The sequence below is a fragment of the Campylobacter ureolyticus genome (genome assembly GCF_027277485.1).
Classification (GTDB): Bacteria; Campylobacterota; Campylobacteria; order Campylobacterales; family Campylobacteraceae; genus Campylobacter_B; species Campylobacter_B ureolyticus_B.
Window position 1 is genome coordinate 51713 of record NZ_JAPXGQ010000007.1, and the last position, 20701, is coordinate 72413.

Annotated in this window: 27 protein-coding genes; 4 read left to right on the top strand and 23 right to left on the bottom strand. The window is 27.9% G+C overall.

The genetic code is table 11. The annotated features are described in order from the left end of the window. Positions 1–35 precede the first annotated feature (35 nt). From O6B72_RS05060 to acpS, 4 genes are all read left to right on the top strand, one after another. Positions 36–413, top strand: a complete 378-nt coding sequence (locus O6B72_RS05060; RefSeq protein ID WP_101636508.1) for an ArsR/SmtB family transcription factor — start codon at positions 36–38, stop codon at positions 411–413. Positions 414–430: 17 nt separating this feature from the next. Beyond that, complete coding sequence (locus O6B72_RS05065; protein ID WP_101636507.1) at positions 431–646, top strand: heavy-metal-associated domain-containing protein; 216 nt, start codon at positions 431–433, stop codon at positions 644–646. A gap of 1 nt (position 647) precedes the next feature. Then, positions 648–2477: a heavy metal translocating P-type ATPase gene (locus O6B72_RS05070; RefSeq protein ID WP_180753794.1), complete on the top strand. Its 1830-nt coding sequence runs from the start codon at positions 648–650 to the stop codon at positions 2475–2477. A 267-nt stretch (positions 2478–2744) separates the two neighbouring features. Continuing rightward, the gene (acpS, locus tag O6B72_RS05075; protein ID WP_101636506.1) at positions 2745–3095 is read left to right on the top strand and encodes a holo-ACP synthase; all 351 of its coding nucleotides are present in this window, start codon (positions 2745–2747) and stop codon (positions 3093–3095) included. Positions 3096–3104: 9 nt separating this feature from the next. Here acpS and O6B72_RS05080 read toward each other — a convergent pair whose 3' ends face one another. The 23 genes from O6B72_RS05080 to O6B72_RS05190 all read right to left on the bottom strand — a co-directional run bounded on the left by O6B72_RS05080 (position 3105) and on the right by O6B72_RS05190 (position 20637). After that, the gene (locus O6B72_RS05080) at positions 3105–3317 is read right to left on the bottom strand and encodes a hypothetical protein (RefSeq protein WP_016645924.1); all 213 of its coding nucleotides are present in this window, start codon (positions 3315–3317) and stop codon (positions 3105–3107) included. Between the two features lie 98 nt (positions 3318–3415). After that, complete coding sequence (locus O6B72_RS05085; protein ID WP_219350593.1) at positions 3416–3682, bottom strand: flavodoxin; 267 nt, start codon at positions 3680–3682, stop codon at positions 3416–3418. Beyond that, a complete protein-coding gene (locus O6B72_RS05090; protein ID WP_219350592.1) occupies positions 3627–3881 on the bottom strand; it encodes a flavodoxin in 255 nt (84 codons plus the stop codon). The genes O6B72_RS05085 and O6B72_RS05090 overlap by 56 nt, the downstream gene beginning before the upstream one ends. A 61-nt stretch (positions 3882–3942) precedes the next feature. Then, positions 3943–4176: a hypothetical protein gene (locus tag O6B72_RS05095; RefSeq protein ID WP_257876470.1), complete on the bottom strand. Its 234-nt coding sequence runs from the start codon at positions 4174–4176 to the stop codon at positions 3943–3945. Then, positions 4151–4285 carry a hypothetical protein gene (locus O6B72_RS05100; RefSeq protein ID WP_257876469.1) on the bottom strand — a complete coding sequence of 45 codons (135 nt, stop codon included), beginning with the start codon at positions 4283–4285 and terminating at the stop codon, positions 4151–4153. Before O6B72_RS05100 ends, O6B72_RS05095 begins: the two co-directional genes overlap by 26 nt. 54 nt (positions 4286–4339) lie before the next feature. Further along, entirely contained in the window at positions 4340–6433 is a 2094-nt protein-coding gene (locus O6B72_RS05105; protein WP_180753793.1) for a heavy metal translocating P-type ATPase, read from the bottom strand. Next, positions 6402–6734 carry a hypothetical protein gene (locus O6B72_RS05110; RefSeq protein WP_101636503.1) on the bottom strand — a complete coding sequence of 111 codons (333 nt, stop codon included), beginning with the start codon at positions 6732–6734 and terminating at the stop codon, positions 6402–6404. Before O6B72_RS05110 ends, O6B72_RS05105 begins: the two co-directional genes overlap by 32 nt. 3 nt (positions 6735–6737) lie before the next feature. Next, complete coding sequence (locus O6B72_RS05115) at positions 6738–7028, bottom strand: hypothetical protein (RefSeq protein ID WP_101636502.1); 291 nt, start codon at positions 7026–7028, stop codon at positions 6738–6740. A gap of 17 nt (positions 7029–7045) precedes the next feature. After that, on the bottom strand, positions 7046–7387 hold the full coding sequence (locus O6B72_RS05120) for a hypothetical protein (protein WP_101636501.1): 342 nt from the start codon (positions 7385–7387) through the stop codon (positions 7046–7048). A gap of 19 nt (positions 7388–7406) precedes the next feature. Next, entirely contained in the window at positions 7407–8045 is a 639-nt protein-coding gene (locus tag O6B72_RS05125; protein WP_101636500.1) for a ferritin family protein, read from the bottom strand. Continuing rightward, positions 8042–8380: a hypothetical protein gene (locus tag O6B72_RS05130; protein ID WP_018712338.1), complete on the bottom strand. Its 339-nt coding sequence runs from the start codon at positions 8378–8380 to the stop codon at positions 8042–8044. Before O6B72_RS05130 ends, O6B72_RS05125 begins: the two co-directional genes overlap by 4 nt. Positions 8381–8458: 78 nt before the next feature. After that, positions 8459–10585, bottom strand: a complete 2127-nt coding sequence (locus O6B72_RS05135) for a heavy metal translocating P-type ATPase (protein WP_101636499.1) — start codon at positions 10583–10585, stop codon at positions 8459–8461. After that, positions 10570–10998 carry a Fur family transcriptional regulator gene (locus tag O6B72_RS05140; RefSeq protein WP_101636498.1) on the bottom strand — a complete coding sequence of 143 codons (429 nt, stop codon included), beginning with the start codon at positions 10996–10998 and terminating at the stop codon, positions 10570–10572. The genes O6B72_RS05135 and O6B72_RS05140 overlap by 16 nt, the downstream gene beginning before the upstream one ends. A gap of 271 nt (positions 10999–11269) precedes the next feature. After that, positions 11270–12250 (bottom strand): putative transporter, encoded by a 981-nt coding sequence (locus O6B72_RS05145; RefSeq protein ID WP_101636497.1) that lies wholly within the window; start codon positions 12248–12250, stop codon positions 11270–11272. A 66-nt stretch (positions 12251–12316) separates the two neighbouring features. After that, the gene (locus O6B72_RS05150) at positions 12317–13594 is read right to left on the bottom strand and encodes a hemolysin family protein (RefSeq protein WP_101636496.1); all 1278 of its coding nucleotides are present in this window, start codon (positions 13592–13594) and stop codon (positions 12317–12319) included. Between the two features lie 104 nt (positions 13595–13698). Then, complete coding sequence (locus O6B72_RS05155; protein WP_101636495.1) at positions 13699–15219, bottom strand: BatD family protein; 1521 nt, start codon at positions 15217–15219, stop codon at positions 13699–13701. Beyond that, positions 15203–16213, bottom strand: coding sequence for a tetratricopeptide repeat protein (locus tag O6B72_RS05160; protein WP_101636494.1), 1011 nt, complete (start codon positions 16211–16213; stop codon positions 15203–15205). The genes O6B72_RS05155 and O6B72_RS05160 overlap by 17 nt, the downstream gene beginning before the upstream one ends. Then, entirely contained in the window at positions 16210–17154 is a 945-nt protein-coding gene (locus O6B72_RS05165) for a vWA domain-containing protein (protein ID WP_269492415.1), read from the bottom strand. The genes O6B72_RS05160 and O6B72_RS05165 overlap by 4 nt, the downstream gene beginning before the upstream one ends. Further along, positions 17147–18037, bottom strand: coding sequence for a vWA domain-containing protein (locus tag O6B72_RS05170; protein WP_269488535.1), 891 nt, complete (start codon positions 18035–18037; stop codon positions 17147–17149). The genes O6B72_RS05165 and O6B72_RS05170 overlap by 8 nt, the downstream gene beginning before the upstream one ends. After that, the gene (locus tag O6B72_RS05175; RefSeq protein ID WP_050333879.1) at positions 18034–18450 is read right to left on the bottom strand and encodes a hypothetical protein; all 417 of its coding nucleotides are present in this window, start codon (positions 18448–18450) and stop codon (positions 18034–18036) included. The genes O6B72_RS05170 and O6B72_RS05175 overlap by 4 nt, the downstream gene beginning before the upstream one ends. Before the next feature lies 1 nt (position 18451). Then, positions 18452–19276, bottom strand: a complete 825-nt coding sequence (locus O6B72_RS05180) for a DUF58 domain-containing protein (RefSeq protein WP_050333876.1) — start codon at positions 19274–19276, stop codon at positions 18452–18454. A gap of 4 nt (positions 19277–19280) precedes the next feature. After that, the gene (locus tag O6B72_RS05185) at positions 19281–20222 is read right to left on the bottom strand and encodes an AAA family ATPase (protein ID WP_269492416.1); all 942 of its coding nucleotides are present in this window, start codon (positions 20220–20222) and stop codon (positions 19281–19283) included. Between the two features lie 82 nt (positions 20223–20304). Continuing rightward, on the bottom strand, positions 20305–20637 hold the full coding sequence (locus O6B72_RS05190) for a cupin domain-containing protein (RefSeq protein ID WP_101636489.1): 333 nt from the start codon (positions 20635–20637) through the stop codon (positions 20305–20307). Positions 20638–20701 lie beyond the last annotated feature (64 nt).

The window sequence follows — 20701 nt, forward strand, 5'->3', positions numbered from 1 at the left end:
TATTCATATATCAATTTGATTAATAGGAGTTTGTAATGGATAAAAAAGAAAAAATTTTAGAAGATGACCAAGAAATTTGCGAAAGTGTAGTTATACACAAAGAAGTGGTTGAAAATACAAAAACAAAAATGCCAGATGATACTTCGCTTAATGAATTGGCTGATTTTTTTAAAATTTTTGGAGACAGTACAAGAGTTAGAATTTTATGGGCTTTAAGCCTAAATCAAATGTGTGTTTGCGATATAGCTGCACTTTTAAATATGAGTCAATCAAGTATTTCTCATCAGCTTCGAGTATTGAAACAAAACAAATTTGTAAAAAACAGACGCGATGGAAAAGTTGTTTATTACTCACTTTTAGATGAGCATATTAGCTATATTTTAAAACAGGGTTTAACTCATATAAGCGAGTAAATATTAAAGGATAAAAAATGAAAAAATTTAATTTAAAAAATTTGGATTGCGCAAATTGCGCGGCAAAAATAGAAGAAAATGTTGCCAAAATTGATGGCGTAAATAGTGTAAGTGTTAATTTCTTTACCACTACTATGAAAATTGATTTTGATGAAAATAAAAGTGAAGAAATCATTGAAAATATAAGAAAAATTATTAAAAAATTAGAGCCTGACACTGTTTTAGAGGTGTAAAATGAATAAGGAATTATTAAAAGATATCAAAGAAATTTTAATCTCTATTGGCTTTGTAGTATTATCTATTATCGTTTCTAATGCTGAGCTTAAAACGGCTTTTTTATTGTTTGCTTACATGATAGTAAGTATTCAAATTTTTATAAAAGCCTATAAGAGTTTAAAAAATGGTGGATTTTTAGATGAGAATTTTTTAATGGCAATAGCCTCAATAGGAGCGTTTTTAATAGGCGAACAAATAGAAGCGGTTGCTATTATTTTATTTTATAAGATCGGTGTTGCGTTTGAAGATTACTCAATAAATAGATCAAGAAAATCAATAAAAGAAGCTATGAGTATTGCTCCAGATTACGCAAATTTAAAAACAGAAAATGGCGTAAAAAAAGTAAATCCAGAAGATGTTAAAATAGATGATATCATCGTAGTAAAACCTGGAGAAAAAGTTCCACTTGATGGTGTTATAATAACTGGAAGCTCAACTCTTGATACATCAGCACTAACTGGTGAATCACTTCCTCTTGAAGTTGAAAAAGGAACTAAAATATTAAGTGGAAGTGTAAATATAAATGGACTTTTGGAAGTTAAAGTAACAAGTGAATTTCAAACCTCAACAGTCAGTAAAATTCTAGAACTCGTTGAAGATGCGACCGCTAAAAAATCAAGTCATGAAAAATTTATCACAAAATTTGCTAAAATTTACACGCCTATTGTCGTAGGTTTAGCTTTTTTTATAGCTTTTATAGTTCCTATATTTGCAGGAGATTTTAAAGAGTGGGTTTATAAGGCTTTAATATTTTTAGTTGTATCTTGCCCGTGCGCACTGGTAGTTTCTGTGCCACTTAGCTTTTTTGGAGGAATTGGCGGAGCTAGTAAAAAAGGAATTTTAGTTAAAGGAAGTAATTATTTACAAATTCTAGCAAAAGTTAAAAGCTTTGTTTTTGATAAAACCGGAACTTTAACTAAGGGAGAATTTGCTTTAAAAAATATTGTAAATGAAAGCTTTATATCAAAAGATGAAATTTTAAAACTTGCAGCTTATGCGCAAGCATACAGCACGCATCCAATAGGCATTTCAATAGTAAAAGCTTATAATAAAAAAATAGATGAAACATCTATAACAAAACTTGAAGAAGTTCCAGGAAATGGAATAAATGCTACAATTTTTGGTAAAAATATAAAAATAGGAAGTAAAAAATTTTTAAGCGAATTTGAACTTCCAAACTTAAAAGAAACTGCTTCATTTATCGCAGTTGATGGAAAATTTGTAGGATATTTGACATTTGAAGATGAATTAAGAAATGACTCGTTTGAACTTATAAAATGGCTTAAAGATAATAATATAAAAACTGCTATGCTAACCGGTGATAGACTTGAAGTAGCACTTAATATAAATGAAAAACTTAAAATTGATGAAGTTTATGCAGAGCTTCTTCCAGCCGATAAACTTACAAATTTAGAAAAAATTATAAATGAAAATTCAAAAAACGGCACAGTTGCATATATAGGCGATGGGATAAATGATGCTCCGGTTTTAGCAAGAGCGGATGTTGGAATTTCTATGCTTGGAACAGATGCGGCTATGGAGGCAAGCGATATAGTCTTAATGGATAATAACATTTCAAAAATAAAAACTGCAATTAAAATTTCTAAAAAAACGATAAATATCGCTTATCAAAATATAGTCTTTGCAATTGGCATTAAAGTTTTAGTTATGGTGCTTGCCATATTTGGATTTGCAAATATTTGGATGGCGATATTTGCTGATGTTGGAGTTACAATTTTGGCAATACTTAACTCATTTAGAACTTTTTATTACGCTAAAAAACTTTAAAAATTTAGCATTATTTGGAGTTATGGAGTTTTTTAGAATTTTTTAAATGAGAAATTTTCATGATGGCGAGGTAACTTATACGCTTGATCTACAAGGTGGGGCGTACCCTCTGCCACCAGTATTTAATCACTGTTATCAAAAAGTGGTAAAAATTCTAAACATATCTTTAAGGATTTAAAAAATTATTATCAATACAGATAAATATAAATTTAGTAAATTTCAAGTTAAATTTAGAGATAATAAAACCATATTTACAAAAGGGAAAAAATGCTTGGAGTTGATATAGTAAGCATAAAAAGAATTTCAAATTTAAAAGAAAAATATGGATTAAAATTTTTAAAAAGAGTTTTAAATGATAATGAAATAAGCCTAGTAAAAAGTGATGAAACCTTAGCAGGTTTTTTTGCCGCAAAAGAAGCTGTTTCAAAAGCTCTTGGTGTTGGGATTGGAAATGAATTTTCGTTTTTAGATATTGAAATTTATAAAAGTGATAAAAATGCTCCTCTTATAAAATTTAAAGATGAGATAAAAACAAAATTTAAAATAAAAAATTCAAATCTTAGCATAAGCCACGATGGAGGTTTTGCCATCGCAGCTGTTATGATAGAAACTCAATAAATCGCTTTTTTATCTTGGCAAATCAAGAGCTAAAATTCTTTTTTTATCAATTGGTCCAAACTGCGTTACATACTCATAAGCTTCCTCGTAATCATCATCCATATAGCTTGCAACATTGCTCATAAGTTCGTATAATTCCTCATCGTCCATATTATCAAAGTTTTTATATTCTTCCAAAATTTCTAAAAGATAAGCTTCGAGTTCTAACTCATCATAAGTCATAAACATTCTCCTAAAAATAAAATTTCGCAACTATATCAAAAAAACATTAATTTTGCAAGAGATTTTAAGCGATTTTGATAAATTTATTTTTTTATTTATTAAGTGAGTTTTTTTACCCATTTTTCAAGCTCGTTTTGACTGATATTTACATCAAATCTAACGCCATTTTTTAAAACTCCACCCTTGCAAGAGTTTAAAAGTGCTAAATTTGTATCACCATACGAACTGCTTCCAGAAGTTACAAATGGGATTATGATTTTATCATTAAAATCATATTTTTCTAAAAAAGAATTTATAATAACTGGGGCTTTATACCACCAAATCGGAAATCCTAAAAAAAATAGTATCGAATTTAGAAATGTCAATTTCACCCAAAATTTCAGGGCGTAAATTTTCTCTCATTTCGGTATTTGCCCTGCATTTGTCATCCCACCAATCCAGATCTTTGTCTATGTAAGGCACTTTTGGTTTTATTTCATAAATTTCACCATTTGTTATTTTACTAATTTTTTTAGCTAATTTTGCAGTATTTCCAGTTGCACTAAAATAAACTATTAATGTCATTTTGTCTCCTTTAATTTAACTACAAATGCGGTTAAATTAACTAAATTATAGCCAAAATAGGTTATTTATCTTTTTTTGCAGGAGTTTTATTATCATAAAGCGAGTTGTGGTAAAATGCAAATCCAACCATTAAAGCTCCGGAAATAACATGTAAATTTTTAGAAAATCTACTTCTTAATGAAAATGCACTTAACACAGTAAGCCCCATTGAAACACTAAGACCAATTTTAGCAAGCTCTTTCTTGCTAACATCGTCTAAAAAAGGTTTTTTAATTTCTGTTTTTGTTTTTTTCAAGCTCTCGTCTTCTTTTTCTATCAAATTTTGTTTTTGCTTTTGAGATTGTATCATAAGTCATCACCGTTGTCGCAGTAAATAAAACTGCATTTAGTATAAAAAATGGCATTTAATTTCCTTGTAATGATAATAAATGTCATTATATCATACTAAAGCTGTTTTATTACTGAATTTTCACACCCTTCATTGAATTTAAAAGAAGTCCTATCGTCGTTCCATTATGTAAAACCGCTGTTGAAATAGGACTTAATTTTCCTAAAGTTGCACCTAAAAGTATCACTGAGTTTATTAAAACTGTGGCATTAAAATTTCTATCAACTAGTTTTAAAGTTTCATTTGCCAACTCTTTTAGTTGAGCAACTGCATAAATATCATCTTTTAAAAGACTAATATCAGCAACTGCCCTTGCTATGTCAGCACCTCTTTTCATGCTTATTCCAATATTTGCTTTTGTTAAAGATGGTGCATCATTTATCCCATCACCACAAAATACAACTTTTTTACCTTCTTTTACAAGAGTATCTATAACTTCTGCTTTTGAAGTTGGAAGCATATTTGCATATATTTTATCAATACCTAATAAATTTGCAACTTCTTTTGCTTTTGTTTCAATATCTCCTGTTAGCATAATCACTTCTTTAACGCCAAGTTCTTTTAACTTTTTAATAGTTTTTTTAGCATTTGAGCGAATTTCATCTTTCATAACAATAATTCCTAGAAGCTTTTTATCATAGCCAATATATAAAAGTGCATTTCCATCTTTTAGCTCATTTCTTATCTTTGTATCGTGCGCTTTAAATGAAATATTTTCATCATCTTCTAAAAAATGTCTATTTCCAATAACTACTTCTTTGCCATGAAAATGTGTTTTAAGCCCATGTGCCACAATAAACTCAACCTCTCCATGATGCATATGCTTAAATCCTTTTTTCTCTGCCGCACTTACAACAGCTTCTGCAATTGGATGAAAATAGTGCTCTTCAGCACTTGCTGCAAGATTTAAAATATCATCTTTTTTCCAGTCTTTATCAAAACTTATAATGTCAATAACTTCTAAAATTCCTCTTGTAATGGTTCCTGTTTTGTCAAAAACAAAAGTATCTGCACTAGCTAGTTCTTCTAATGATTTAGCACCTTTTATAAGCATACCGTTATTTCCAGCTTTACTTATGCTTGATTTAAAAGCTACTGGAGTAGCAAGCTTTAAAGCACATGAATAATCAGCTTGTAAAACCGAAGCTACACTTGTCATATTTCTATTTATAAAGTATGATAATCCAGCCAAACTTAAAGTTATAGGCACCAACTTATCGGCTAGTTTTGTGGCTTTTTGAGCTACATTAGATTTTTCATTTAGTGAATTTTGTATGTAGTGGCGAATTCTTTCAGTACTTGTATCTTTTCCAGCAAGCTCAGTCCAAATTTTAATTTTACCATCTTCAACAACAGTTCCACTCATAACTCTATCACCATGTTTTTTAGCAATAGCTTCTGCTTCACCTGTCATAGAGGCTTCATTTACACTTGCATTTCCTTCTAATACATACCCATCTATTGCAATACTCTCACCACTTCCAACTACTACAATATCTCCAACTTTAATATCTTCTGTTTTTGTCTTAACAAGAGTTTTTTTACCATTTTTATTAACCTCAACCCAAGCTTCTTTGATAGCTGGTTTTGCTAAAGCCTTAATTAAATCATCGCTTTTATGAGTTGTGCTTTCTTCAATATATTCGCCGATATTTAACATCAAATTTGTGCTATTTGCAGCTAATAAATCTTTTCTAGAAAGCGAAATTCCAACTGCCATTGCCTCTAAAACTTTTGAAGTAAGACCACTTTTTAAAAGCTCACTTAATCCATCTTTTAAAAGTGGATATGAGGCAAACAAGCTTATTAAAGTGTTTATATCTTTGTTTCTAATAATAGGCATAAGTCCAAGTGAAATTAAAGATTTTATAATCTCAGCTTTACTTATATCATCACTTTCATTTTCTAAAACTGGAATTTCAAGTTTTGAAATTTCACCTAGTAATTTATCTAAGTCTATATTTTCAAAATTTACAGTTACACTTTTTATAGTTTTATTAACTCTTGCATTTGTAACATTATCAAGTTTTAATATGGCATCTTCATAAGCTTTGATATCAGAATTTAAACTTAGCTCAGGCTGTAAAAATCTAACTCGGTTTTTACTTTTATGAAAAATTTTAAACTCTATATTATTGTCCTGCTTCAATTTCTGCTTTTGCATCTTCAAATCTCTCTTTAAGCTCTTCTTTTCCTGCTTCAAAAAGTTTACCCATTCTTACAATTGATTTAAAAATTGCCTGTTGTGCATTTTCATTAGTTAAAACATAAGCAGCTATTGCTCCAACTACTGCACCTTGCAAAAAATTTGCAGAACTAAAATTTGGAAGTAAATTTCCTAAAATTCCTGAATTTGATTGATTTGAAGTTGCATTTAAGCCTATTTTTTCGCCTGAGTTTATAGTAGCATCTTTAAACTCATTTTTTACTTCAACTTTTGCTTCTTTTATATATGGATTTGTCATTTTTCATTCTCCTGTTTTTAATATATTTTCAATCGCCAAAATAAGTCCAATTCCTAACGCCATATCAAAAGCGGCATTTAAATACTGTTTTTGAACAATTTTATTTGATGCGCTTATTGATAATGATGTAGCGATACCGCCTTCAATAGCAAATTTGCTTATATTTTTAACCTTATCTTTTGAACTTGACTGCTTATTACTATAAAACTCAAGTGCAGTTGCAGTCATACCGCCAAAAAGTGCCCCACTTATAAAATGATCAGCTGGAAGCCTGCTAGTTGATGTTTTAAACATTAGTTATATTCCTTTGCTTACTTATTTGAAGTCTTAGTGTTTTGAACTTTTTCTTTTAAATTATCTACTTCTTTTGAGATAGTATCTTTTGTTTTATTTACAGCTTTTTTAACGCTTTCTTTTACTTTTTCACCCTCTTTTATAACATCATCTTTTGCTTTCTCGCAATCTTTGATAACGCTATCTTTTACTTCCTCGCAATCACATTTACTATCACAAACTTTATCTTTTAAATCGCTTGCAAACTCTTTTGTTTTTTGAGCTTTTTCTAAGATAGTATTTTTTATCTTACTTTTATTGTTATAAGCGACTATTAACCCTGCTCCTACTGCAATACCTGCTACAAATGGAAGTGCCATTTTTCTCTCCTTTAAAAAGTTATTCTTCATGACTATTGTTGTTTTTATCTAAAAGTTGATTTAGCAAAACACCGCCCAAAGCTCCTATGAACGCTCCTCCAATAAATGATATATTTGGATTTTGAAGCAAATTTAAAGCTTCATTTGCAGTCATTTTGCCATCCTTTAATTTTTCTAATGCCTCACTAAATTCCCTTGCATAATTAAAGGCGTTTGTGTCTTTATTTATATGCTTATCTTCTTTAAAATTTTGTTCACCATCTTCAAAAGTTTCTAAATTTAATAAATTTTGCAAAGCCTTTTTATACTCGTTTGTAGAGGTTGCCCAAATTCTAAAATAAAGATCTTTTAAAGCTTCATTATTTTCATTTGATGCAAGTTCGTTATATAAATTTTCACTTTCGATCTCATAAGATAATGCTTTAAAAATAGCATCATTTTTATCATTTATGTTATTTAAATTTTCAAAGCTTATCTCTTTTAAAAAATCATTATTTTTACCATTTTGTAAATTTGCAGATTTTAAAAACTCACTTCCTGTTTTTTTAACATTTAAAATTTCAGTAAAAACAGGCTCATTAAATTTTAAAGCAAACTCCTCATACATTTTTATGCCTTGCTCTTCGTGAATTATGGCATCATTTAACTCTTTTTTCACGCTGCATCCTTTAATAATTGATTAAATTTATTAGCTGCGATATCTAAATCTTTTCCATTTAAAACATTATCCCAAAAACTCTTTGGAATAATATCTTTATCATATTCTATTGTTAAAGATGCAACTGTTTTATTTAGTTTTATATTTTTAATGCCTGCAAAGTTTTCAATGCTTGATTTAAAACTCTCGCTAAAATTTGCAATCTCATCTTTACTAAAATTTTCCAACTCCTTCTTAATGGAAGGATTTATTCTAACTCTTAACCTACCATTTATATGGTGGATTAAAGAGCAGTATGACATAATTTTAAGTATCATTTCAGATGTTATTTTCAATTACTTCCTCCTATTATTTTTAGAATATTATCATATTTTTTATTTTAAACCAAACTTAAAATCACTTAAAAATCATTATCAAATTTTGACTTTGCTTGAATTGTATAAAATAGCCCCAGTATGAGCTAAGTGTATAAGCCCTGCAGCTGCTGGCGTAATAATGCCAAACATCGCCAAAATAGAGCCTAATATATTTGTTAAAGTTCCTATTTTATAGTTTTGATTTGCCTTTTTTAAAGCCAAATTGCTTAAATCAAAAAGCTTTATTATATCTTTTGGATCAGAATTTGTTATAGCGATATTTGATACTTCTATAGCAGCCTCACTTCCACCACTTGCAAAAGAAACACTAATATCTGCTCTACTCATAGCCAAAGTGTCATTTACGCCATCTCCTATCATTAAAGTAACGCCTTTTTTTGAAAAAGAATTTACTAAATTAGCTTTTTCATCAGGCATTAAATTTGGATAAACAGCATCAAATTCAAACTCTTTTGCAAATTCATTTACCACAAGTTCATCATCTCCGGTTAATAAGACTATTTTTTTAACATCTCTTTTTTTAAGCTCTAATATAGCTTCTTTGCTTCCATCTCTTATCTCGTGCGATATAGACAAGCATCCAACAAATTTAGAGTTTTTAGCTAAAAATATAATTGTTGCATGCTCATTGTTTTTCAAAAAATTACTATTATACGGGAGTCTTATCGAGTTATCGACCATAAATTTTTTATTTCCAAGCAGATATTTATTATCATTAAACTCACCCATAACTCCAAGTCCAACAACACTGCAACTATTTGAGCTTGAAATTGGCTTAAAACCTAAATTTTGACAATATCTACTCACTGCTTTTGCAATTGGATGAGTATTTTTATACTCTAAATTTGACAATACTTGAAAAAACTCATCCTCATCAAGTTTTGTTACATGGCTTAATACAACTGGAGTATTTGTAGTTAGTGTGCCTGTTTTATCAAAACAAACTATATCTGCTTTGCTCATTTTTTCTAAATGCTCACCACCTTTAATCAAAATTCCATTCTTTGCTGCACTTGCAATAGCTGAACTAACAGCAGAACTTGCTGCTAAAATAGTAGCGCATGGACAACTCATAATAATCATTACACTAAAAGCATTAGTAAAAGAACCTGTTAAAAATAGCGTCGCAACCGTCATAAATGAACCAAGTTTTAAAACTTTTTTAGCAAGCCTATCAGCCTCAATTTCACTTGTAGATTTTAAGCTTAAATACTTCTCAACATCATTAATTACACGCGAAATATAAGTTTCGTTTCCAACGGCATTTACTTTTATGTGAATTTTTCCATCATTTAAGGTTGTATTTGCAAAAACACTACTTCCAATTTTTTTATAAATAGCTTGACTATAGCCATTTATAATGCTTTCATCAACATATCCCTCACCATATACAACCTCACCATCAACACAAATTTTTTCTCCATTCACACAAACTACGATATCGCCTTTTTTAACATCTTCTAAATTCGTTTGTATTTCGATATCGCCATTTAAAACATATACTTGCTTAACATCCATTTTTATCAAATTTTTAATTGCAATGCGAGATTTTTGCGCGGTATATTCTTCAAATAATCTAGAAGCCCTTAATATATAAATAACTTCAAAAGCAGCTGCTATCTCACCACCAAAAATAGCTAAAAGTAAAGAAAATGCCATGAAAGTTTCAAGGCTAAATTTTTTATTCAAAATATCATTTTTGGCCTCATTTAAAAGTGGCAGTGCTGCAACTACACTAAGACTTCCAAGTGCAATATTTGAAATGGCTGAAAAAGGGGTTGCTAAAATATGTTCTTTTACAAAAACAACTACCGCAACCACACTTAAACCAACTATTTCATAAACTTTTCTTCTCCAAGTTTTTTTAGAGTGAGTTTTTTTACAAACCAAACACTCACTACAAGTTTTAAGTGAATTTTCAATCTTTTGTTTTGGTAAATTTGAAGAAATTTTAAAATACTCATAGAGTAAATCAAGTATATCGTTTAAAGAAATTTCCAAGGAATTAAATTTTATTATAAGCGAATTGCAAGCCAAATTAAATCTTAAATCTATAACTTTATCTTCTAAAATTTGATTTATAAAGTCCTCATTTTTATTTGTAAAAAGATCTGATTTAAGTCTAACTCTATCTTTTAAATTTGATTTTATGACAATTGACATTTTTTGCAAACTCCTTGTAAAATTAATATCCTACCTTCTATGTTAAACTCATATATTTTACCCAAATTTTGCTCTAAATCTGAAAAACTCTCATCAATAAATTCAACTATTTTTCCACACTTTATGCAAACTAAATGATCATGTCTTAAACCATTTTCAAGCTCATAGTAAATAACATTTTTTAAATTTATAGATTTTATTAGATTTTTTTCTTCAAGTAAATTTATTATATGATAGATAGTACTTATACTAACACTATTTTTTTCTTGTTTTTCATAAATTTCTTTTATCATTTTAGCGCTTAAATGTTTGTTGTAAAAAAGAATTTTTACAATTGCAGATCGTATAGGAAAATCTTTATTATCAGGAAAAATCATATTTAAAAATTTAGTAAAAACTCCATCATTAACCATATTTCACCTTATTTAAACACATATAAACTATAAATAAATTGTTTTATTTTAGTTTATACGGTTTTTTAGTTGTGTTTTTTAGTTGGGCAATCTTTTCTCCGTTATCATTATAAAAACATTTTAATAGTCGAAATCATTGTTTATATTTGGCTTTCATTATATCTTTTAAGGACTTAAAAAAATATAAATAATTGATAAATGTTAATGATAATTTTTATTAAAATGATATTTTTAGCAAGCCTGAGTTTTATTTTAAAAAATAGCTATAAACTTATGAAAATTTCACGCTTTTATAGTTTATGTTTTCTTCAAACTCACTAAGTCTTTTATGAATGCTTCTTAATTCTGTTATGGTTGTCCAGTTATCTATAAACACGCTAAAACTTTCCCTAACTTGTGAAAAAGCATTGCTTACTTGAACTAAAATTCCAAGTGTAATAAGGCCTGTAAAAAGCCCTGCTCCCATTATCATATACGGAACTATTACCATAAATTGGGAAAATGAAATAAGCCATATATTAAAATAACCATAATGTAAAAAAAGTTTATAATAGTTTTTTTGCAAAGCCCTAAAAAGTCCTCTTGCAACTGTTTCATTGGCATAATTTAGCTTATCATCTTCTGCATAAACAAGCTCTTTTCTAAAAGCAGCTTCTGCTTTTTGATTATTATATTCAAGTCCTGGAAGTTTTATACCAACAAACCATGATATAACCAGTCCTCCAAGACTTATGCTAAGAGCTACCCAAACAAGACTTCCTGGGATTTCTTTTAAATATGGAAGTGGAACTTTATCACTTAAAGCCCATAAAATAGGCGTAAATGCGATTAATGTCATAAAAGCCCTTACAACCCTAACGCCTAAATCTTCTACAATTTTAGCAAATCTATAAATATCTTCTTGCATTCTTTGGGAACTTCCCTCGATATCTTTATGACACTCTTTCCATTGGTGAATATATGAAAAAGTTATCGCTTCCCTCCATCTAAAAGCCCAATGACTAGCAAAAAAAGATGTAATTGTGTAAGTAATGACATAAGGCATTGCAATATATAAAAATCGCCAAATTTCTTTCCAAAAATCATTAATATTATAATCTTTTATATTTTGCAACATATCATAAAAGTCTTTATACCAATTATTTATTGCAACATTTAGCTGAGTTTGTAAAACCAAAGAACAAAGTATAAACACAACTCCGCCATAGGCCCAAAGACGCCATTTTTTATCGCAAAAAAAAGATCTAAACATTTATCTCCCAAAATTAGATGAAATTGTAAAATAAATTTGAAATTCTAAATCAAATTTATAAATTTATTATAAATTACTTATTTTTGTTATTTTTAATTTTGAAATAGCCGTTTTATCCATAGCTAAAACTTCGTAAGTGCAGTTTTTATCACTTACTTTATCTCCAACTACAGGGAGTTTTCCAATTAGATTAAAGGCGTATCCACCAATTGTATTTTCCTCTATATCATCGTCAAACTTAACCCCCATAATGTCTTCAACATCCTCAATATAGCTTCTTCCTATAAACTCATAGCTATCATCATTTAACTTTTTAAAAGTTGTAACATTATCATCATGCTCATCTATAATATCGCCTAAAATTTCTTCAATTATATCTTCCATGGTAATAAGTCCAGATGTTCCACCATACTCATCAATTACAAGTGCTGCAGAAATTCTTTCTTTATTCATCATCGGCAAAATTTTAGCAATTGAAGTATTTTCTGAAACAATTATAATTTTTCTAACTATTTTATTAAAATCTTTTTCTTTGTTTTGTAAAATCAAATCTCTTATATGTATCATTCCTAAAACATTATCTTTACTTCCATCAATGTATGGAAATCTTGTAAAGCCGGAATTTACAACGATTTTAAAATTCTCTTCAAAGCTAAGTTGTTTATTTAGACAAATCATATCTTTTCTTGGAGTCATAACTTCTTTTGCAACTGTATCACCAAAATCAACCGCATTTTGAATAATATCATTCTCAAATGAGTCTAGCACTCCTACTTTTAGGCTTTCTCCTGCAATGATCTTAATCTCTTCTTCTGAATGAGCTATTTCATTTTCACTTGCAGGTTTTATGCCAATTATATTTAAAATAGTTTTAGCCAAAATATCAAAAATTTTTATAAAAGGTAAAAATAAAAGCCAAAATGCATGAAGTGGTTTTGCTACAAAAAGTACAATTTTTTCAGTTTTTGCTATAGCTATAGACTTTGGCACAAGCTCACCTAGAACAACATGAAAAAGCGTAATAAAAGTAAATGAAATTCCAACTGCAATTGTGTGAAGCGCTATATCATTTACACTAAAAAACTCTTTTATAGGAGATTCTATAAGTCTTACAACAGCAGGCTCTCCAATCCAACCAAGTGCAAGTGAACTTAGTGTAATTCCGAGTTGAGTGGCGCTTAAATAAGTATCAAGGGAATTTGTGATTTTTAAAGCAAGTTTTGCATTTGGAACATTTTCATGAATAAGCTCTTCAAGCTTACTTTTTCTAACTTTAACAATTGAAAACTCAGAGAGTACAAAAAAAGCATTTAAAAATATAAAAATAAATGCTAAAAATAGCATAAAAGTGGAATGATCCGTATCCAAAATGGTTTTCCTTTAATTTTAAAATGTGAAATTATACCTAAAATTTGAGTTATTTTAGGTAAATTTCTTTTTTGCAAATTTTAAATGTTTAAAAAATATTCTATAATTTTTCTTTTATCTATTTCATTTGAAGCATTTTTATATAAATTTTCTTCAAGCAAAGCCAAAATTTCATCTATAAATTTAGAAGTTTTAATATATGGTAGAAGTAAATCAAATAACTCTTTATCGCTCTTTGCAGCTTTTAGCTTTTCTATGATTGGTTTTTGTTTTTTTTCTATTTTGAGGTTAATTTTTGGAAATAAAATCATAGAAACAATGCCTAATATAAATCCTAAAATAAAAGTTAAAATTAAATATTTTTTACTAGTTTTAGTATTTAAATTTGATAAATTTTCATTTTTTATTACGTTTAAATGATCACTTTTTAGATCATCTGAAACTAAAATTTTAGGTAAGTTTTGAGCTTGAGATAAATTTTGCAAATTTGAGTTTAAAACTTTTATTTTTATCTCTTGTGAAGAGATTGTTTTTGTAGAGTTTAAGTCTTTATCAAAATAACTAAAATTTATAGCTGGAATTGTAAAATTTCTATCGCCTACTATAGCAAATTTTTGTAAAAACTCACCACCATATAAACCATTATTTAAGTAATTTTTAATCTCTGGATTATTTGGATAAATCAATGCATTATCTATCTTTAAATAAAACTTTTTTATATCTTCTATGTTTCCATCGCCATTAATTTTTAGTGTTAAATTAACTGGCTCATTTGCATTTACTTTTGTTTTATCAACAGTTGCATCAATGCTAAATTTACCAAAATTTTGAACATTGCCAGGAAGAGGCAAAACTTCTAAATTTAAAGAATTTGAAATAGTATCTTTCCACTTTATATTTGCGTTGCCAAAAAATGAGCTAAAAAATGGATCGCTAAATTGATCTTTTTGTATATTTCCAAAATAAGCTTTTAATGGAGATATTTCATAACTTCCAGCTTGTTGTGGAAAAAGTAAAAAAGATATTGTTTGCGTTATATAGCCATTTTCGCTGCTGTTTTTTACATCATTTAACTGTTTTACTAAAAAATGCTCTATCTTTGGAAACTCATAATCAAATTTATCAAATTTTACATCTGCTCTTATCTTAAAAACAACATCAAGCTTTAAATGATCACCCAAAATAAGCTTATTTTTATTAGTTTTTAGCTCAACCATAAACTCATCACCAGTTTTATTTGGAGTTTGCTTTACAACTTCTAAATTTGCAGGTTCTGTTTTATAAAGTTTTCCATCAACTAAAACTTCAAAGCTTGGAATTTCAATACTTTTTAAAGGCTTAAAAGCATAAATTTTAGAAACAGTTTTGCTTTTAGCTCCGTTTATAATGCTAATATTTTGCGAACTTGAAGTTCCTAAAATAACATATCCACCAACCTCATCAATATCTGGAAATTTAACCTTATTTCCATCGGCAACTATGCTAAATTGCGCTAAATTTCCTTCATAAACAACTGGTGTATCAAGAGTTAAGTTAGCTTTTGAAAAAGCCAAATTTATAAATAGTGTAAAAATTAAAAATACTCTACCAAGGTTTAACATTTTTATCCTCACTTTTATGATTTTTTTCACCTATAGGCATTAAAAAAGTTCCGATATTTCTATACTCTAAAGCTTTTTGCCATTTTGCTTCTTCCATATCGCTGATTGGTTTTATATCTGCTGGAATTTCATCTATTTTATCATCTTTTTTATTTTCAACTTGCTTACCAACATTTTGGTTTTCTTTATTTTCATCTTCTCTTTGCTGATCTTTTTTTTGCTCATTTGTAATACTTTTTTGCGCTATATTACTGTTTTCGTTTTGTCTGTTTTCTTGGCTTTCATTACTTTGTTCATTTTCTTGTTTGTTTTTATTTTCTTCTTTATTATTGTTTTGCTCAATTTCTTGATTGTTTTTATCTTCTTGGTTTTCATTTGATTTATTATCGTTTTGCTTGTCGTTTTGTTGCTCGTTTTTTTCACTATTTTGTTTATCACTGTTTTGCTGATTTTTGTTTTGCTCGTTTTCATCTTTGGAATTTTGACTGTCTTGTTCGCTATTATTATCACTGTTTTGGTTACTATTTTGATTTTTATCTTGATTTTGTTCGTTATTGCTATCACTACTATTTTGGTTATTTTGGGTTTTGTTTTGATCTTGTATTTTTTCAACAAGTTCTAAATTAAACCTTGTGTCATTATCATCTTTTATCTCTAAAGCTTTTTTAAAAGACAAAATAGATTTGTTAAAATCGTGTAAATTTGCATACGTGTTGCCTAAATTATGCAATCTCTCAAAACTTAAATTATCATCTTTTGCATCTTTAAAATTTTGCAAAGACTCACTAAAATTTCCATCTTTATAGTTTGACACACCTTCATTATATTTTGCTTTTGGTAAATTTAGCTTTTTATAGTTTTTGGCAGCTGTTTTATAATCTGCTAAATTAAAACTCTCTTTTGCTTTTGAAATGGTAGAAAACTCAGGATATTTAAAAAATAAAATTAATGCAATTCCTAAAATTGATAAAATAAAACCTATATAATATCTCACGCTTTTCTCCTAAAAGGCAAGGAAAAATTTACCATAAAAAATAAAACTATCGCCAAACAAAGAGGATAATAAAAAAGCTCTTTTTGATCTTTTATCATTTCATCTTTTGTTTCATTATTGCTAAATTTTGAACTTATTAATGAGTTTAAAGCTTTCATATCATCGTTATTTAGTGAGCTTTGCATATACGCACCACCTGTTTTTAAAGCTAAATCTTTAATGTTTTGATTTGCTTTTAAAAGCACAACATCATTATTTGGTGCTTTAAAAAGTCCGCCTTTATTTGTTGCTGTTAGATAAACAAACACGCTTATTTTATTTTCTTTAGCAAATTTAATTTCTTTACTAAATTCCTCATTATCCCCACCATCGCTAAATAAAACCAAAATTTTATTTTTCTCATCTTTAAAAAGAGTATCAACTGATCTTAAAAGCGAGTAAATATCTGTTCCTTGTAAATTTAAATTTGAAAAATTTAAATTTGAAATAAGATATTTTAATGAGCTAAAATCACTTGTTAAAGGCGATATCATAAAAGCTTCATTGCTAAACCCAACAACTCCTAAACGCTTATCCATCGCATTATCCAAAAAACTATAAATTTTATTTTTAGCAAATTCAAAACGGCTTGGAAAAAGATCATCAACTCTCATTGAATTTGATATATCAAGTGCTATAACTGCGTTTATATAGCTTTGTTTTATTTTTATTTCGCCATTTGTAATAACTGGCCTAGCAAGAGAAATAATGCCAAAAATAAGGCTAAAAATCAAAATATAAGCTCTTAATCTTTTTGAAAAGCCACTTTTTTTAATATAAATTTCTTTCATTACTTCTTTTGAAAAAATTGCCTTTAATCTTCTACTTTTTCTAACTAAAAAAATAAATATAAATGGGATTATTAACAAATATAAAACTTCTAAATATAAAAACTCAAACATTTATTTTCCTATTGTCATATAAAAATAAAACTACCATTAAAAAAAGTCCAAAACCTAAAAAGTAAAAATAAAAATATGTCTTTTTAATAAATTTTTGTGATTCTATCTCGCTTTTTTCAAGCTTATCTATCTCATCATAAATTTGTTTTAGTCCACTGCTTGAGCTTGATGAGTAATACTTTCCACCTGTTTCTTGTGCGATATATCTTAAAACATCTGGATTGAAATCTCCAACTCTTCCAACACCAACCGTATAGACTTTGATATTATATTTTTGAGCTGTTTTTATAGCTACATCAAGTGGAATTGTTCCTGCGTTATCAATACCATCAGTTGGTAAAATTATAATTTTATTTTTAGAATTACTATCTTTAAATAAATTTGAAGTTAAAAAAAGTCCTTCATAAAGTGCGGTTTTGTTTAATCCAACCATACCAAGCTTTATCTTTTCAAGCAGTCTTTTTATACTTGTTTTATCATAAGTCAAAGGAATAGCTGTGTAAGCAAAATCAGCAAAAACATTTAAAGCCAAGGCATCATCTTTTCTTTTATCTATAAAATCATTTAATATATCCTTAACAATTTCAAATTTATTTCCCTCACTCATAGAACCACTTGCATCAAGCATTAAAGCTATTTCATATCCTTGTGAGTTTGATGATTTTATCTCATCTTTTTTTATAGGACTTGCAAGAGCTGTGCTTAATGATAAAATTAAAAGAAATTTTAAAATTTCTTTTAAAATAGTTCTATTTTTTGTCGCATTTTTAAGCATTTTTATGTTTGAGAAATAAAAGGCTTCTTTTTTTTGCTTGCAAAATTTTAAAAAAATAAGATAAATAAAAGGAATTAAAAAAGCCCATAAATTTTCAAACTCAATCATTTTATGTCCTTAGGCTTTAAACTTTTAATCAAAGTTAAAATTTCACTTTTTAAATTTTTATCAAGAGTTGGAGTATTTTTTTTATATTTATAAATTTCAAGTTTTTTATTGATTTCATTAAATTTATCTTTGTTATTTTCATCTAAAAAATATGGAAAGTTTTGACTAAATTTATAAATACTTTCTTTTTCATTTTTAAAATCAATACTTTTTAGCTCATTAAATGCCAACTCTTTTTTAGATATTTTTTTAATTTTTTTATATCTTGGCATAAAAATTATTTTAAAAAGACAAAAAATGGCGATTAAAAATAAAATTAAAATTAAAAAAATCCACGGATATAAAAAGCTTAAATCAATTTCGCTAATACCTTTAATATCTTTTAACTCTTTTAAAAGATCAAATTCTTGCATTTTAACGCCTTGCTATTTGTATGAGCTTTGAAAGTGGCTCATCATTTGTATAAATTTTGCCAAAAGAAACTTTGTTTTGTAAAAAATGTTCTTTTAATTTTTCATCATGTGTTTTTAAAAGTTTTTTATATCTTTTAATGGAAATTTCATCTAAATTTGCTTCAAATTTATCTCCATCAAATGGGCTTATCAAATCAACATCATTTAAAGTTGTCAAATTTTCTTCAAAAAAATCTCTTAAAACAACCGCATAAACATCATTTTGATATGATATTTCACTTAAATCAATCTCTTCTAAAAAATCACTTATTAAAAAAACAGCAGCTTTTCTTTTAATGACACTATTTAAAAACTCACTCAATTTTTTAAAATCAATCTCCTTTTTAAAAGTATTTAGATTTAAAATATCTTTTGTTATTTCATAGATTTCATTTTCATCACTAACTGGCTCATAAAAAAGCTCAGGTTTATTACTAAAAACAACTGGAAAAAGCAAATTTTTACCCATAGTTGCCGCAAGAGATAAAAGTGCAAAAATCTCTGCTGCAAGATCTAGTTTAAGCCTACTTGAGCCAAATTTTAAACTACTACTTAAGGCCAAAACTACAACAACATTCATCTGTTTTGTTTCATTAAAAACATTTGCTTTTAACTCACCACTTTTTGCACTAGCTTTATAGTTAATACGCCTTAAATCCTCATTTTCATACTCTTTAATCTCTCTAAAATCAAGCCCATCACCTTTTATCAAGCTTTCATAAAGACCAAAGTTTGAGTTAAAGACATTTTTTTTGGCTTTTATAAAAATTTCTTTTGCACGATTCATTTATTTATGGTGCCTTTATAGTGTTTAGGATTTTTTCTATTATAATATCTGGCGTTATATCTTTTGCTTTTGCTTTATAATTTAATATTATTCTATGTCTTAAAACACCTTTTAAAACAACTGCAATATCAAGTGGAGTTACATAGTCTTTACCGTTTATCATCGCATACGCTGCACTTGATTTATATAAATCAATACTTGCTCTTGGGCTTGCACCAAATTCCAAAAATTCACCAATTTGAGATAAACCATATTCACTAGGTTTTCTTGTAGCAAAAATAAGTTTTATCATATATTTTTTAACTTCCTCATCAAAATGAATTTTTTTAAGTTCATTTTTTAAATTTAAAATTTCATCCTTTGAGGCAACTTGATTTATGCTTTCAAAACCTTTTACAACAACTCTATTTACTATTTCAAGCTCTTCATCATAAGTGTTATAACCAACTAAAATTTTCATTAAAAATCTATCAAGCTGAGCTTCAGGAAGCTTATAAGCACCTTCTTGTTCAATTGGGTTCTGTGTAGCCATAACCAAAAAAGGTTCATCAAGCTTAAATGAATTATCGCCAATTGTAATTTGTTTTTCTTGCATAACTTCTAAAAGTGCAGATTGAACTTTTGAAGGAGCTCTATTTATTTCATCAGCAAGAAGTAAGTTCGTAAAAGCGGGTCCTTTTTTAAGATAAAACTCGCCAGTTTTTACATTGTAAACCTCAGTTCCTATAATATCACTTGGAAGAAGATCAGGTGTAAATTGAACTCTTTTAAACGCTATACCAAGACTTTTTGCCAATGCATTTATAGCCGTTGTTTTTGCTAAACCTGGAACTCCCTCAACCAAAATATGACCGTTTGAAATAAGACCTATAAGTAAAGCGTTAATAAGCTCATCTTGTCCAACAACCACCTTGCTTACTTCTTTTTTTATATCTTGCAAGATCATAATCCACCTTATATTATTTTTTAGTGAAATTATAATGATTATTGATTAATGATTTTTATATATTTTTAAAATATGATAAAATTTATTTATTTAAAACTTCTTTAACTCTTGAAAAAGTATCATTTAAAGATAGACTCAGTCTTATTATGCTATCTTCGTTAGCTTTTAACGAGTGCTTAACCATAGAACCAAGAGCTATCATATCAAGCTCGTTTAAAATAACCTTTTCGTTGTATACACAAAACTCAACACTGCCTTTTAAAACGTGAATTTTTATAGGATTTGGAGCAAAATGCTCCTTCATAAAGCTGTTTTTTGCCATACTAAGACAAATTTCTTTTGAAAATTTATCTTCATATAAAAGCTTAGCATTAACACCATTAAATTCAGTTTTGTTAAATTTATAAATCTGCATTACAATATCCTTTTTTAAATTTATAGGATATTATAACTTTTATTTTGTTGTAGTTGTTGATTTA